The organism is Rhizobium sp. ERR 1071, from assembly GCF_007828675.1.
Taxonomy (GTDB): domain Bacteria; phylum Pseudomonadota; class Alphaproteobacteria; order Rhizobiales; family Rhizobiaceae; genus Rhizobium; species Rhizobium dioscoreae.
In genome coordinates this window covers 315,431-329,157 of the sequence record NZ_VITM01000003.1, presented here as the reverse complement: position 1 = coordinate 329,157, position 13,727 = coordinate 315,431, and the positions used below count along the sequence as shown (strand labels likewise).

Below are 13,727 nucleotides of genomic sequence, written 5' to 3'. Positions count from 1 at the left end.
GGATCATGCCAGATCGCGGCATCGAACCAACCGGCAGGAGCGCATCATGGATCAGCCTTCTTCTCTTTCGCGTATCGACTGGGTGGCGCGCAGCTGCCGTCTGCTGGCGGCCACAACAGCGGAATTTCGTGACACAAAACCCTTTGCCGGCCTCACAATCGGCACCGGCATTCACCTCGAGCCGAAGACCGTTGCGCTGCTGATGACGCTGCGTGCCGGCGGCGCGGATCTCGTCTGCACCGGCAATCTCAACAGCACCCAGCCGGAAACGGTGGACTATCTGCGCGCTCAGGGCATCAAGGTCTTTGCGACACAGACCCGCGACGCTGAGGAGCATGGTGCGAGTCTCGACGCGATCCTGGCGGAAAAGCCGGACCTGCTGCTCGACAATGGCGGCGATCTCTTCGCCCGCGCGGCCGACAGGCCCTATGCTAATCTGCTTGGCGGCACCGAGGAAACCACATCCGGCCGCACCCGGCTGATGCCGATGCGCGACAAGCTCAACATGCCGATCCTCATTATCAACGACAGCCCGATCAAGCAGTTCGCCGAAAACCGGCATGCTGTCGGGCAAAGCCTCTTCGAGAGCTATCTGCGCTTCACCAACCGCTCCACCAATGGCAAACATGTGACCGTCTTTGGTTACGGTGCCTGTGGCAAGGGCACCGCTACATGCTTCCGCAATGCATTCTCCACCGTCAGCGTTGTCGATATCGATCCGGTCACGACGCTTGAAGCACATCTCGACGGCTTCACGACGCCGCTACGTGAATCGGCGATCCGCTCTGCCGATATCCTGATCACTGTGACAGGCTATCCAGGCATCATCACGGTTGCCGATCTGCCCTTGATCAAGGATGGCGCGATCTTGATGAACGGCGGCCACTTCCCGCATGAGATTGATGTCGAAGGCTTCCGCGACAGTCCCGATGTCGCCGGCGTCGATCAGTACGAAGCTGAGCAGATCGAGACCGTCCGCATGCGAGATGGCCGTGCCTTCCACATTCTCGGCGGCGGCCACATGGCCAATCTGGCCGGCCCGCGTCCGCTGGGGAATACCGTCGAATCCATGGATCTCGGCTTTGCCCTGCAGGCGCGATGCCTGGAGAGGGTCGCCAAGGGCAGCCTTGGCAAGGAAGCCTGCGTCATCCCCGTTCCCACTGACATCGATGCCCTAGTCGCCTCCGCCTATCTCGACCTGGCGCGATAGGCATCAGGTTCCGGACAGCGCCTGCGGCAGCAATCGTTCGTAGAGTGCCGCCATTTCGTCGCCGAAGCAGCAGAAGATGATCTCATCGAACGCGCCATCCTCGCTTTCGGCAAGGGTAGCACGGATCGCGATTCCCGCTGCCGGCTCGGCGGGAAAGCGATAGACGCCGGTGGAAATGGCAGGAAAGGCGATGGTCTTCAGATCGTGTTGCCGGGCAAGGTTGAGACTGTTGCGATAGCAGTCGGCAAGCAGCTCCTCTTCGCCATGGTTTCCGCCATTCCAGACGGGGCCGACAGTATGGATCACATGCGTTGCAGGCAGACGATATCCGCCGGTCATCTTTGCCTGGCCGGTCTTGCAACCATTCAGTGTCCGGCATTCCGCCAGGAGATCTGGCCCGGCGGCGCGATGGATCGCCCCGTCCACGCCACCGCCGCCGAGCAGGCTGCTATTGGCCGCATTGACGATGGCATCGACCGAAAGCTTGGTGATATCGCCAAGCATCACGGTGAGGCGCGTCTTCGAGTTGAGATCAAGATCGGAACGGATGGTCTCGGGCGCGGACATGACGGTCTCCTCGATCCTATAAGGGTTCTCATCGCTCCCAATAGGGAACAGGGCCGTAAAGTTCCGCCAGAAAGTCGATGAAGACGCGCACTTTCGCCGGCAGGAACTGCCGGCTGGGGTAAACGGCTGATAGCGTCACATTGTGCGAGCCTTCATAGGCTGGCAGCACCTGAACGAGGCGGCCGTCCCGCAATTCCGGCCCGATATCCCAGGTGGAACGCAGCGCAATGCCGAGGCCGGCGATGACGGCTTCGCGCACGACCTCGCTGGAATTGGTGATGAGCCTGCCCTCGGGGCGGAAGATCAGGCTGCCTTTCGGTCCCTCCAGCCGCCACGGATCGAGATTGTGCGCAGGTAGGCAGATATGCCGGCGCAGATCGTCGATATCCTCGGGCATGCCATGGGCGTCGATATAGGCAGGGGAGGCGCAGAGCACACGACGCACCGGCGCGAGCCTGCGCGCGACGAGACTGGAATCCGTGAGCTCGGCAATGCGGATGGCAAGATCGAAGCCGCCGCCGACGATATCGACGAATTCGTCGCTGAGCACCAGATTGAGCGCCAGTTCGGGATGGGCCTGCATGAAGGATTTCAGATGTGGCGCGATATGCAGCCGGCCGAAAGATGTCGGAGCGGAGATTTTCAGGGTGCCGTGCATCTGCGAAGAGCGCCCGGCAATATAGGCTTCCGCTTCTTCCAGCCCGGCAAGAATGGCAAGCACCCGATCGTAGAACCCCTGACCCGCTTCCGTCAGCGAAATCTGCCGCGTGGTACGCTGCAGAAGCCGCGTGCCGAGCCTGTCTTCAAGGCGCTTGATCCGCTTGGAAATGACGGCCGGCGAAAAGCCGAGTGCGCGGCCTGTCAGGGACATGCTGCCGGTCGCAACTACGCTGGCGAAGATTTCGAGATCCCCTAAATTGGTCATGCAGAATTATTTCCTGTTTTGGAATAAGTGCTTATCATTTGCTCCAAACTTGGGAAAGCGCTAAGCCTGTAATGCGCTAAAAGGGGCTGCGTCCGTAATGGGATGCAGAAGGAGGACCGCATGGCCGAGGCCATTTCATTTCTGGAGCCGCGTGCGGATGTTCTGGCGCGGCGCAGCGCGATCGTTGCAGACCTCGCGGATCTTCTCGCGCCGGAATGCCTGATCCACGAGCAGCGCGAACTCGTGCCCTTCGAAACTGATGCCTTCGTGTCCTATCGCCGCCTGCCGCTCGCCGTCGCCTTGCCACGCTCGACGGCGGAAGTGGCGGCCGTCATGAAATATTGTCACCGCTACGGCATTCCCGTCGTGCCGCGCGGTGCCGGCACATCGCTCTCCGGCGGCGCCATCCCGCAGGAGGATGCCGTCGTTCTCGGCCTCTCCAAGATGAACCGCATCCTCGATATCGATTATGCCAACCGCACTGCGACCGTGCAGGCGGGGGTGACGAACCTGCACGTCTCCGAAAGCGTTTCGGCTGACGGCTTCTTCTATGCGCCCGATCCGAGTTCGCAGCTCGCCTGCACCATCGGCGGCAATATCGGCATGAATTCCGGCGGCGCCCACTGCTTGAAATACGGTGTCACGACGAACAATCTGCTCGGCGTCAAGCTGGTGTTGACCGACGGCACCGTCATCGATCTCGGCGGCAAGGCGCTGGATGCGGCGGGCTACGATCTGCTCGGCCTTGTCTGCGGCTCCGAAGGCCAGCTCGGCATTGTCACAGAGGCGACGGTGCGGCTCATCGCCAAGCCAGAAGGCGCCCGGCCGGTGCTCTTCGGCTTCGACAGTTCCGAGGAGGCCGGCGCCTGTGTGGCCGATGTGATTGCCGCCGGGATCATCCCTGTTGCCATTGAATTCATGGACAAGCCGGCGATCGAGATCTGTGAAGCCTTTGCCAAAGCCGGCTATCCCCTTGATGTAGGGGCCCTGCTGATCGTCGAGGTTGAAGGCTCGGAAGCCGAAATGGACGATATGCTGACTAGCATCGTCGCCATTGCCCGCACCCACAAGGTCAAGACCGTGCGCGAATGCCAGTCGGCGACCGAGGCGGCGCTGATCTGGAAAGGCCGGAAATCCGCCTTCGGTGCCACTGGCCGCATTGCCGACTATATCTGCATGGACGGCACCGTGCCGCTCAGCCAGCTCTCCTATGTCCTGCAGAAGACGACGGAGATCGTCGATCGCTATGGCTTGCGCGTCGCCAATGTTTTCCACGCAGGCGATGGCAATATGCATCCACTGATCCTCTTCAATGCCAATGACCCCGATGAGGCAGCCAGGGCGGAAGCGGCCGGCAACGATATCCTGCGGCTCTGCGTCGATGCCGGCGGTTGCCTCACCGGCGAGCATGGTGTGGGCATCGAGAAGCGCGACCTGATGCGTCATCAATATGCCGATGTCGATCTTGCCCAGATGATGTCGGTCCGCGCCGCTTTCGACCCGGGCTGGATCCTCAACCCATCCAAGGTCTTCCCCCTCGATGGACGCAATGCCGCATGACGGAATTTCACCCCAGGACTGAGGAGGAAGCGGCCTCCATCATCAGTGATCATGCCGCGCGCGCTGCGGCTCTTGCAGTCGTCGGCGGCAACACGCGATCCGGCTTCGGCAATGCGGTCGCGTCCGAAGCGGTGCTCTCGTCAAGTGACCTGACCGGTATTGTCGCCTACAATCCAGGTGAGATGGTGATGACGGCTCGCGCCGGCACCCCGGCCGCGGAGATCGAGGCCGCTCTTGCCGAGGCCGGCCAGATGATGGCCTTCGAGCCCATGGATCATAGGCCGCTGATGGCGACTGAAGGTGAGCCGACGATCGGCGGCATCTTCGCGGCCAATGTCTCCGGGCCGCGCCGTTTCGTCAGCGGTGCCGCGCGCGACAGCCTGCTCGGCGTCCGCTTCGTCAATGGCAGGGGTGAAATCGTCAAGGCCGGGGGGAGGGTGATGAAGAATGTCACCGGCCTCGATCTGGTCAAGCTGATGGCCGGCTCGCACGGTACGCTCGGCCTTCTGACCGAAGTAACGTTCCGCGTGCCGCCAAAGCCGAAGACGGAGGAAACGATCGTCGTCTCCGGCCTCAACGATGCGGAAGCCGCCAATGCCATGGCTGCGGCCATGGCTCTGCCGCTCGAGGTATCGGGCGCCGCCCATCTGCCGCTGACCGTCGCCTGGTTCTTTCTCGACGGCAAGCTGCCGCAAGGGGAGGCGACTGTGCTGCGCATTGAGGGGCTTCCGGGCTCCGTCTCGGTCCGCGGCGAAAAGCTTACCGCCGCGATGGCCCGGCTCGGGTCGGTGAAGCGCCTTGCAGAAGATGACAGCCGCAGGCTCTGGCGCGAGATCCGCGATGTAAAGCCCTATGCGGATGGCACGACGCGCCCCGTTTGGCGTGTGTCCGTGGCACCCAGCATCGGCCACCAGCTCGTCGCGGCACTTCGTCTGGAAGAAGGCGTGGATGCCTATTATGACTGGCAGGGTGGTCTTGTCTGGATGCGCATGGAAGCAGAACCCGAAGGCGATATGCTCAGGCGCTACATTCATGCTTTAGGCGGTGGGCATGCCACCTTGATGCGCGCCACCCCGGCCCACCGCGCGACGACAGCGGCTTTCCAGCCGCAGCCCGAAGCGGTGGCGCTGCTGTCTGTGCGCGTGAAGGAAAAATTTGATCCGGCCGGGATTTTCAATCCGGGGAAGATGGGGTGATGCGGATGGAGTCTTTGGCTGGTTACCCCCTCACCCTAGCCCTCTCCCTGCGGCGGAGAGGGAATGACCTTGTTTGCCGCGATTCCACGATTTTCTTTCCGGCAGGGGAGGAGGAAGATGGATTCCTCCTTCTCCCCCTGGGGAGAAGGTGCCCGACAGCGCGGATGAGGGGGCTCGACGGGATATGATGGGCGCCTTTGTTCTGGTAGGCAAGAATCGAGGGCTCGGCTGATGCAAACCAATTTCACGCCCGAACAGCTTGCCGATCCGCATGTGGCCGAATCCGAGGCGATCCTGCGCAAATGCGTCCATTGCGGCTTCTGCACCGCCACCTGTCCGACCTACGTGACGCTCGGCAATGAGCTCGACAGCCCGCGCGGCCGCATCTATCTCATCAAGGATATGCTGGAAAACGGCCGGCCAGCCGATGCCGAAGTGGTGACACATATCGACCGCTGCCTTTCCTGCCTTGCCTGCACCACGACCTGTCCTTCCGGTGTCGATTACATGCGCCTGATCGACCACGCGCGCGTCCATGTCGAGAATACCTACAAACGTCCGCTGATGGACCGGCTGACCCGCAATGTGCTGGCCGCTGTTTTGCCCTATCCCCGCCGCTTCCGGCTGGCCCTGCAGCTTGCGAATTTTGGCCGACCGTTCAAGGGGCTGTTGAAGCGCGTTCCAGCATTGAAGGCTTTCGCTGCCATGCTCGATCTTGCGCCGCGCAGCATCCCAGCGCCATCTACCTTTGCCAAGCCCGCCCGCTACGAGCCGCAAGCGGAGCGGCGCGGTCGCGTGGCGATCCTGACGGGCTGCGCCCAGCCGGTGCTCGATCCCGAAATCAACGCGGCCACCATCCGCCTGCTGACGCGCCTTGGTATCGAGGTCGTCGTGCCGGAGGGGGAAGTGTGCTGCGGTTCGCTGGTTCATCACATGGGCCGCGAGGAACAGGCGCTCGCCGCCGCCCGCGCCAATGTGGATGTGTGGCTACGCGAGATCGAGGCCGGAGGGCTTGATGCCATCATCGTCACCGCTTCAGGCTGCGGCACGACGATCAAGGATTATGGTCATATGCTGCGCCTCGATCCGGCCTATGCCGACGAGGCGGCAAGGGTCTCGGCGCTTGCCAAGGACGTCACGGAATATCTCGCAAGTCTCGACCTTCCGTCACATATGCCGCGCGGCATCGCGGTCGCCTATCATTCCGCCTGCTCCATGCAGCATGGGCAGAAGATCACAATGGCGCCGAAGCTGCTTTTGAAGGCGGCCGGCTTCACGGTGCGCGACCCGGCGGAGGGACATCTTTGTTGCGGCTCGGCCGGCACCTACAACATCATGCAGCCGGAAATTTCGGCCGAGCTGAAAGCGCGCAAGGTCAGGAACATCGAGGCGACGAAAGCCGATATCATCGCAACGGGCAACATCGGCTGCATCACCCAGATCGCCACCGGAACCGGCATTCCCATCCTGCATACGGTGGAATTGCTGGATTGGGCCTATGGCGGCGAGATACCGGCGAAACTGAAGGGCCTGCAGCCGGCTGCTGCTTAGAGCAATTCCAGGAAAAGTGCAGAGCGGTTTTTCGTCTGGAATTGCGTCCTAATGCAGCTTGTCCGGCGTGGGCAGGCGATGAGCCTGCCATTCGACCTCGAACCGGTCGGCGGCAATCTGCGTCATGCTGATGCGATCCTGTCCTTCCTCGAAGAAGAGGCCATCCACCAGGCCGGCGATGCCGTCATAGAACGAGCCTTCCACAAGGCTGGTGACTCGCGGCCTCTCACGGCCCAATGCAGCATAGTCGGCAACCGACATACAATGCCGGCGGCCGTCCGCGAACACGTCGATCAGTCGCGGAACATCGCCGGCGACATCGACTTCATAATAAACGATGACTGGCTCCTCGCTTTCCGGATGGATCCAGTCACATCGGTAGTAGAAAAAGCTCATGGCTGAAACATAGCACAAGATCCCCCAAGCCTGAACCGGTTTGAGGGATCGATTGCGACTTCAGCCTGAGGAACGTCAGAAGTTGAACGAAATGCCGAAGTCGAGCGCGTGCGTAAAGACCCTGGTCTTCAGCGTATCGCCGCTGTCGATCGAGACGTTGTTCACGAAGTTGTAGTTGCCCTTGTATTCGACGAAGGTCGACCAGTGCTTGGCGAACTGATAGCTGACGCCCGCCTGTGCCTGCAGCGAAGCACCGCCGAACTGGTAGTCGAAGGTTGTGCCCGATGCGCGGGTGACTTCGACGTGCGGCACGTTGATACCGGCACCCAAGCCCACATAGGGCGTCCAGTTGCGGCTCGGATCCTGGAAGCGGTAGAGCGCGTTCAGCGTCAGCATGTTCAGGCCGTCTGTGAATTCGAAATGCGACCAGCCGGGCGTATTGCCGAGATCGCCATAGACCTTCGCATGGGTATAATCGAGCGACACGCCCCAGTTCGGCTTGTCGAACTCATCGAGCCACCAGATGCCGCGGAAGCCGAAATAGGGCGGCATCTTGAAGGATTTGCCCGACCAGTTCGGGTCGAAATCGGCGCCGTCCGACGTGGTCACATTGCTGCCCGTCGCGCCCTGTATGCCGCCGTAAGCGGAAAATTGCATCTCTGCCGAGGCAGAGCTTGCGGCAAATATGAATGCGGAAGTCGCAAGCGCGGCGAATGCCGGCTGCTTGATGCGAAATGCACGATGCATATGAAATCCCCGAATGCCAAAGTGCCGCCATCTAAACGCGCTTCCATGACACTTCTATTGCAGTCATGGGTAGGCAAGTACGGCTTAGGCGGGAAAACTGACGTCAAACTGAAGGCGACGCGCCGTTTTTCAGCGGTGCAGCGTGATAAGTTGCAGGCTGTAACACCGGCGCAACAGTGTCTCCATCCGCGCCTGCACGCAATGAGCTATTGCAAGTGATACGGGCATCCTTCCGTGGCGTGAATGATGCCATGCCAGGAAAGGACGCCCGTTATCTTGATGCCTGATTCGGGCGGAATCTATCAGCCGCCGAACAGGGTTCTCAGCACATCGACGCCGCGATCCTGATAGCTGACCTCGCCCTGCTTGTTGCCGGGACCGACGACGATGACCTTCGTGCCGACCGGAACGCGGTCATAGAGATCGATCACATCCTTGTTCATCATGCGGATGCAGCCGGAGGACATGTTGAGGCCGATGCTCCATGGCTGGTTGGTCCCATGGATGCGGAAGGCGGTGTCGTTACCGTTGCGATAGAGGTACATGGCGCGCGCGCCGAGCGGGTTATCTTCGCCGCCTTCCTGATAGGCCGGCAGCTTGTGGCCCTTCTTGGCTTCGCGAACGATCATTTCCGGCGGCGGAGTCCAGCCGGGCCATTCCGCCTTGCGGCCGACCTTGACCACGCCCGACCAGCCGAAGCCGTCGCGGCCGACGCCGATGCCGTAGCGTCTTGCGCGATTATTGCCTTCGACGAGGTAGAGATACTTGTTGTTGGTGTCGACGATGACGGTGCCCGGCTCCTCGTTCGTTGCCAGCCGCACCATGCGCCGCTGAAACTGCGGCTTTACCTGGCCCTGCGGTTCCATCGCCACCTTGATTACGTCGGCGCGCGTGGCCGACGTCGCAATGGGTGCTGAAGCGGTGAAGGCTGCTGCGTTCGATGCTGCAAGAAGACACGCCGCAACGACACCTGTCGTCACGATCGACAATGCTGCTTTCATAATGGCATTCCCCTCGTTGAATTCGCTAGGAAACTACCGGAACCGACGAAGGGATCAAGATCAAAATGCCCGATAAGGAGAATGGCCTGGAAGAACCGGCCTCTCTTCTATCGCGGATCAGACTATAGTCTGAATTATAGTGGAGGGCTTTCCGGTGCGGCGAATACTGCCCCTTCGATGGGATAGTATCGCCGCATAGGTCGCCGTCCTTCAAGATTACATGACGGTGACGCGGGTGCCGACCTTGACGCGGTTGTAGAGGTCGATGACATCCTCGTTGCGAAGCCGGATGCAGCCGGAGGAGACGGCACTGCCGATCGTCCAGGGCGCGTTGGTGCCATGGATGCGATAGAGGGTGGAGCCGAGATACATGGCGCGGGCGCCGAGCGGATTGCCTTCACCGCCTTCCATGTGCGCCGGCAGATAATGGCCCTTGGCTGCTTCGCGGGAGATCATTTCGGCCGGCGGCGTCCAGTCCGGCCATTCCTGCTTGCGGGTCACGGTGTGAGCGCCGGCCCATTCGAAGCCCGGCTTGCCGACGCCGACGCCATAGCGCCGCGCCTTGCCGCCATCCATCACCAGATAAAGGAAACGGTTGTTGGTATCAATGACGATGCTGCCGGGCTTTTCCTTCGTCTGATAGTCGACGATCTGCGGCAGGAACTGCGGATCGATCTGGCCACGGATTGCCGGATATTGCGGACGGGCCATGGCGACCTGCTGCACGGCGGGACGTGCAAACAGCCCGCGCGGCTGCACGACCTGGCGCACCTGCGGATTGGCCTGCTGCTCCATTCTGGGATCGGCGGCGCGGCGCGCCATCGGGCGGGGATAGACGACCGGCTGCACGTTGCCGCCGCCAAGCTGCATCACCCAGGGGGCGGTCAGATCGGGACTGACGATGACGGGCGGGCGCGACTGATAGCGATCGTCGGCAAAGGCGGTGGAGGCAAGCAGGCTTAGAGCGCCCGCGGCAAACAGGACGGCATGTTTCATCATCGGACAAACTCTCTACACATGGGCCGAAGATGGGCGCGAAAGCACCCGGTCGAAACCATGGTGCCACTTGCACGCGAGCGAATGGTAAACATCTATTCATCAAAATGCCGCGAAGCCGATAAAGCTTTGTCAGGGTTACCGCTTGGTTTGGAAAGATGGTTTGCAAGTGGTAAATCATGAATCGGAATGCGCGGTCGTCGAAGTCAGTCTATGAATTTAAGCGTTTGATTGATCTCAATTTATCCGATAGTTGCATACCGGCTCCCGGTAGCGCCTGCTGAAATAGGGGACGAAACGCGAAAATGGCCGAAACAGGCATTATCACCGGCGAAGATGGCAAGAACCGCTGCTTCTGGCACGGCAATCTGCCGGAATATCAGCGCTATCACGACGAGGAATGGGGGCGGCCTGTTGTCAATGACGTCAGGCTGTTTGAAAAGATCTGCCTCGAAGGCTTCCAGTCGGGCCTGTCCTGGCTGACGATACTGCGCAAGCGCGAGAATTTTCGCGCCGCTTTTGCGGGCTTCGATTTCGAGAAAGTCGCCAAGTTTGGCGAGGCTGATATCGAGCGCTGCCTCGGCGATGCCGGCATCATCCGCCATCGCGGCAAGATCGTTTCCACCATCAACAATGCTCGCCGCGCCATTGAGATGCGCGACGAATTCGGTTCGCTCGCCCGCTATTTCTGGAGCCATGAGCCGACCGCCGCCGAGCGACCGGAGATCTTCGACCTTGCCCATCTGCGCGCCAATCCGACCACAGCGGCTTCGGTGCGGATTTCGAAGGATCTGAAGAAACGCGGCTGGACCTTTGTCGGCCCGACCACAGTTTATGCCTTCATGCAGGCCATGGGCCTGGTCAACGACCACATCGAGGGCTGCTATTGCCGGAAAGAGGTGGAGGCGATGCGTTGCGCATTGGTGCGACCGTGAGAGCTGTGCTTCTTGGTCTTTCGCTGACGATGGTTGCGCTGTTCAACGCCGCAGTGGCCCATGCGCAAAGCAATACCCAGCAACAGCAGCTGCCGCAGCTCGATCGTGGCGAAAAGCTTGAAAAGATCGCCCTGCCGGCCGTCCTCGAGCGGCTGACGGGCTGGACGAAATTCGGCAAGGGCAAGGTCTACATGCTGCCGCTGAAGAAGGGCCAGCATGTGCGGATTACCTTCAACTCGAAGAGCAAATATGCCTATATGGCGATCTTCGACCTCTCGTCGAGCGAGGATGAATCCTTCTTCGGCACGGATGAAGACGGCAACACCGCCGACGTCACCGTCAATGAGGATACGACCTGGCTGATCAAGCCCTATTATTCGCGCGTCACGCGCCGGCGCGGTCTCGGCGCGCCATACGAGATCCTCATCGACCCCAATCCGCCGGCCGCGCAGCAGGCGCCGGCTGATCAGCAGAAGGATCAGGGACCGATGCTGTTTCCGCCGCGTTCGAAGCAGGGACAGTAGACGCAGGGACAGTAAGGGTTATTGCAACGCTTCGATCACGCCATGCAATTCGCCGAGATGGCCGATCTTGCGGAAACGTGGTGCGTCGGTCGGTTCCTCGACATGCTCGAACGACCATGTAAGCTCGTGCGGTACGAAGACGCCGTAGCTGCCGGCAGCAAGCGCCGGCACGATGTCCGATTTCAGCGAATTGCCGATCATCATCGCCCGTTCCGGCCCGTCGCCCACCTTGGAAAAGATGCGGCGATAGGTGGACGCATTCTTGTCCGAGACGATTTCGACCGCATCGAAGAGGTCGCCGAGCCCGGATTGGGCAAGCTTGCGCTCCTGATCGAACAGATCGCCCTTGGTAATCAGCACCAACAGATACTTTCCCGAGAGGGCCTCCAGCGTTTGGCGAACATGCGGCAATGTCTCGACGGGGTGGGCGAGGAGATCGCGGCCGATATCGAGGATCTGCGCGATGACGGTCGATGGCACTTCGCCCTCGGTGATCTCGATGGCTGTTTCGATCATCGAGAGGGTAAAGCCTTTGATGCCGAAGCCATAGTGACGAAGATTACGCTTCTCCGCCTCCAGCAGGCGCGCGGAAATGACATCGCTTGCGGCGTGATCGGCGAGTAACTCGGTAAACTGCAGTTCCGTCAGCCGATAGAATTGTTCGTTCTGCCAGAGCGTGTCATCGGCGTCGAAGCCGATTGTCGTTAGGGGACGTTGCGTCATCGATCTATCCGTTCTGCGCATGATATGAAGGCTGGAGTCTAATCCGCGCCTGGTCGGACGCAAGAGCAAGCGTCGGTCACCGCATCGTGATCGGTCCGAGGTCTCGCGTTGAAATCGGTTTCCGGTGCATTATGTCCTTGTTGTCTCGATCGCCGCGGAGCCAGAGCCCGGCCTCGACGACTGTCTTATGACCTCCCAGGGCAGCGCCGACAGCGGCTGCCATGCCGAGGCCAATCTATAGCGAAAAGATAAGCGTTCACCGGCCGGAAGAGTCTTCCGGCTGACCACAAGGGAATTTCTCCTATGCGTTATAACCAACTCGGCAATACCGGCCTTTTCGTCTCCGAACTCTGCCTGGGGACGATGACCTTCGGTGAAGCCAATCCCAACACGCCCTGGGGCTCGATCGCAGATGTGGACCAGGCGCTGGCCGACAAGATCGTCGAAGGCTCGCTCGCCGCCGGCGTCAACTTCATCGACACCGCCGACGTCTATTCCTTCGGCAATTCCGAAGAGCTGCTCGGCCAAGCTCTCAAGAATCTCGGCGTTCCCCGCAAGGATGTCGTCATCGCTACCAAGGTCTATGGCGTCATGGGCGACAAGCCGAACGATCGCGGCGCCTCGCGCGGCCATATCATGGACTCGGTGCAAGCAAGCCTTGACCGACTGCAGACCGATCATATCGATCTCTATCAGATCCACGGCACCGATATCGTGACACCGATCGACGAGACGCTGCGGGCGCTGGACGATCTCGTTTCGCGCGGTCTTGTGCGTTATGTCGGCGTCTCCAACTGGCAGGCTTGGCGCATCGCCAAGGCGCTCGGCATTTCTGAGCGCCGCGGTTTCGCCCGCTTCGAGACGGTGCAGGCCTATTATTCCATCGCCGGCCGCGATCTGGAGCGTGAAATCGTGCCTGTCATGGCTGAGGAAAAGCTCGGGCTCATGGTCTGGTCGCCGCTCGCCGGTGGTCTGCTCTCGGGCAAGTATGGCCCGGGCGCCCCGGGCAACGGCGAGGGCCGGCGTGCGAGCTTCGATTTCCCGCCCGTCGACAAGGATCGAGCCTGGGCCTGCGTCGCCGCCATGCGCGAAGTTGCCGAGAAGCATGGTGCAAGCGTCGCCACGGTGGCACTTGCCTGGATCCTGGCGAAGCCCTTCGTCACGAGCATCATCATCGGCGCCAAGCGCCTCGATCAGCTCGATCAGAATTTGGCGGCCGTCAAGCTGAAGCTCGATGCCGACGATATGGCCAAGCTCGATGAGGTCAGCGCGCTTGCGCCCGAATATCCCGGCTGGATGCTGGCCCGTCAGGGTGCCCAACGCGTGCCGCAGCCCTTCGAACCGAAGGCCTGATATCGTTCAAAGCCGGGCCGCAGCTTCTCGCGGCGGCCCGGCT

At 61.0% G+C, this 13,727-nt stretch carries 14 protein-coding genes; 7 read left to right on the top strand and 7 right to left on the bottom strand.

The features are described from left to right. Positions 1-46: 46 nt before the first annotated feature. On the top strand, positions 47-1,210 hold the full coding sequence (locus FBZ99_RS11715) for an adenosylhomocysteinase (protein ID WP_113353820.1): 1,164 nt from the start codon (positions 47-49) through the stop codon (positions 1,208-1,210). Positions 1,211-1,213: 3 nt separating this feature from the next. Here the strand turns inward: FBZ99_RS11715 and FBZ99_RS11710 are convergent, their stop codons facing one another. Both FBZ99_RS11710 and FBZ99_RS11705 read right to left on the bottom strand, forming a co-directional pair. After that, positions 1,214-1,777 carry an O-acetyl-ADP-ribose deacetylase gene (locus FBZ99_RS11710; RefSeq protein WP_113353821.1) on the bottom strand — a complete coding sequence of 188 codons (564 nt, stop codon included), beginning with the start codon at positions 1,775-1,777 and terminating at the stop codon, positions 1,214-1,216. A gap of 28 nt (positions 1,778-1,805) precedes the next feature. Beyond that, a complete protein-coding gene (locus FBZ99_RS11705) occupies positions 1,806-2,702 on the bottom strand; it encodes a LysR family transcriptional regulator (protein WP_112409939.1) in 897 nt (298 codons plus the stop codon). 120 nt (positions 2,703-2,822) lie between these two features. Here FBZ99_RS11705 and FBZ99_RS11700 point away from each other — a divergent pair, with 120 nt between their 5' ends. The 3 genes from FBZ99_RS11700 to glcF all read left to right on the top strand — a co-directional run bounded on the left by FBZ99_RS11700 (position 2,823) and on the right by glcF (position 7,009). Next, positions 2,823-4,262, top strand: a complete 1,440-nt coding sequence (locus FBZ99_RS11700; protein WP_113353822.1) for an FAD-linked oxidase C-terminal domain-containing protein — start codon at positions 2,823-2,825, stop codon at positions 4,260-4,262. Beyond that, complete coding sequence (locus tag FBZ99_RS11695) at positions 4,259-5,458, top strand: FAD-binding protein (protein ID WP_113353823.1); 1,200 nt, start codon at positions 4,259-4,261, stop codon at positions 5,456-5,458. The genes FBZ99_RS11700 and FBZ99_RS11695 overlap by 4 nt, the downstream gene beginning before the upstream one ends. Positions 5,459-5,689: 231 nt before the next feature. Further along, positions 5,690-7,009, top strand: a complete 1,320-nt coding sequence (gene glcF, locus FBZ99_RS11690) for a glycolate oxidase subunit GlcF (protein WP_113421427.1) — start codon at positions 5,690-5,692, stop codon at positions 7,007-7,009. A 48-nt stretch (positions 7,010-7,057) separates the two neighbouring features. On the opposite strand, the gene FBZ99_RS11685 is transcribed toward glcF, so the two are convergent. The 4 genes from FBZ99_RS11685 to FBZ99_RS11670 all read right to left on the bottom strand — a co-directional run bounded on the left by FBZ99_RS11685 (position 7,058) and on the right by FBZ99_RS11670 (position 10,152). Further along, positions 7,058-7,405 (bottom strand): DUF6881 domain-containing protein, encoded by a 348-nt coding sequence (locus FBZ99_RS11685; protein ID WP_113353826.1) that lies wholly within the window; start codon positions 7,403-7,405, stop codon positions 7,058-7,060. Between the two features lie 75 nt (positions 7,406-7,480). Then, positions 7,481-8,152, bottom strand: coding sequence for an outer membrane protein (locus tag FBZ99_RS11680; protein WP_113421428.1), 672 nt, complete (start codon positions 8,150-8,152; stop codon positions 7,481-7,483). Between the two features lie 302 nt (positions 8,153-8,454). Next, positions 8,455-9,153, bottom strand: a complete 699-nt coding sequence (locus FBZ99_RS11675; protein WP_113353828.1) for a L,D-transpeptidase — start codon at positions 9,151-9,153, stop codon at positions 8,455-8,457. Between the two features lie 216 nt (positions 9,154-9,369). Then, positions 9,370-10,152 carry a L,D-transpeptidase gene (locus FBZ99_RS11670; RefSeq protein ID WP_113330142.1) on the bottom strand — a complete coding sequence of 261 codons (783 nt, stop codon included), beginning with the start codon at positions 10,150-10,152 and terminating at the stop codon, positions 9,370-9,372. A 302-nt stretch (positions 10,153-10,454) separates the two neighbouring features. Here FBZ99_RS11670 and FBZ99_RS11665 point away from each other — a divergent pair, with 302 nt between their 5' ends. Next, the gene (locus tag FBZ99_RS11665) at positions 10,455-11,084 is read left to right on the top strand and encodes a DNA-3-methyladenine glycosylase I (RefSeq protein WP_113421429.1); all 630 of its coding nucleotides are present in this window, start codon (positions 10,455-10,457) and stop codon (positions 11,082-11,084) included. Next, a complete protein-coding gene (locus tag FBZ99_RS11660) occupies positions 11,081-11,608 on the top strand; it encodes a hypothetical protein (RefSeq protein ID WP_442966475.1) in 528 nt (175 codons plus the stop codon). The genes FBZ99_RS11665 and FBZ99_RS11660 overlap by 4 nt, the downstream gene beginning before the upstream one ends. An 18-nt stretch (positions 11,609-11,626) precedes the next feature. Here FBZ99_RS11660 and FBZ99_RS11655 read toward each other — a convergent pair whose 3' ends face one another. Further along, positions 11,627-12,331, bottom strand: a complete 705-nt coding sequence (locus tag FBZ99_RS11655; protein ID WP_015338919.1) for an HAD family hydrolase — start codon at positions 12,329-12,331, stop codon at positions 11,627-11,629. A gap of 303 nt (positions 12,332-12,634) precedes the next feature. Here FBZ99_RS11655 and FBZ99_RS11650 point away from each other — a divergent pair, with 303 nt between their 5' ends. Further along, positions 12,635-13,684, top strand: a complete 1,050-nt coding sequence (locus FBZ99_RS11650) for an aldo/keto reductase (RefSeq protein ID WP_145633234.1) — start codon at positions 12,635-12,637, stop codon at positions 13,682-13,684. The last annotated feature ends 43 nt before the right edge of the window (positions 13,685-13,727 follow it).

What these genes read in the sequence shown, in the direction of transcription:
- FBZ99_RS11715 (WP_113353820.1), top strand. Translation starts at nt 47, where the DNA reads ATGGATCAGCCTTCTTCTCTTTCGCGTATCGACTGGGTGGCGCGCAGC.
- FBZ99_RS11710 (WP_113353821.1), bottom strand. Translation starts at nt 1,777, where the DNA reads ATGTCCGCGCCCGAGACCATCCGTTCCGATCTTGATCTCAACTCGAAG.
- FBZ99_RS11705 (WP_112409939.1), bottom strand. Translation starts at nt 2,702, where the DNA reads ATGACCAATTTAGGGGATCTCGAAATCTTCGCCAGCGTAGTTGCGACC.
- FBZ99_RS11700 (WP_113353822.1), top strand. Translation starts at nt 2,823, where the DNA reads ATGGCCGAGGCCATTTCATTTCTGGAGCCGCGTGCGGATGTTCTGGCG.
- FBZ99_RS11695 (WP_113353823.1), top strand. Translation starts at nt 4,259, where the DNA reads ATGACGGAATTTCACCCCAGGACTGAGGAGGAAGCGGCCTCCATCATC.
- glcF (WP_113421427.1), top strand. Translation starts at nt 5,690, where the DNA reads ATGCAAACCAATTTCACGCCCGAACAGCTTGCCGATCCGCATGTGGCC.
- FBZ99_RS11685 (WP_113353826.1), bottom strand. Translation starts at nt 7,405, where the DNA reads ATGAGCTTTTTCTACTACCGATGTGACTGGATCCATCCGGAAAGCGAG.
- FBZ99_RS11680 (WP_113421428.1), bottom strand. Translation starts at nt 8,152, where the DNA reads ATGCATCGTGCATTTCGCATCAAGCAGCCGGCATTCGCCGCGCTTGCG.
- FBZ99_RS11675 (WP_113353828.1), bottom strand. Translation starts at nt 9,153, where the DNA reads ATGAAAGCAGCATTGTCGATCGTGACGACAGGTGTCGTTGCGGCGTGT.
- FBZ99_RS11670 (WP_113330142.1), bottom strand. Translation starts at nt 10,152, where the DNA reads ATGATGAAACATGCCGTCCTGTTTGCCGCGGGCGCTCTAAGCCTGCTT.
- FBZ99_RS11665 (WP_113421429.1), top strand. Translation starts at nt 10,455, where the DNA reads ATGGCCGAAACAGGCATTATCACCGGCGAAGATGGCAAGAACCGCTGC.
- FBZ99_RS11655 (WP_015338919.1), bottom strand. Translation starts at nt 12,331, where the DNA reads ATGACGCAACGTCCCCTAACGACAATCGGCTTCGACGCCGATGACACG.
- FBZ99_RS11650 (WP_145633234.1), top strand. Translation starts at nt 12,635, where the DNA reads ATGCGTTATAACCAACTCGGCAATACCGGCCTTTTCGTCTCCGAACTC.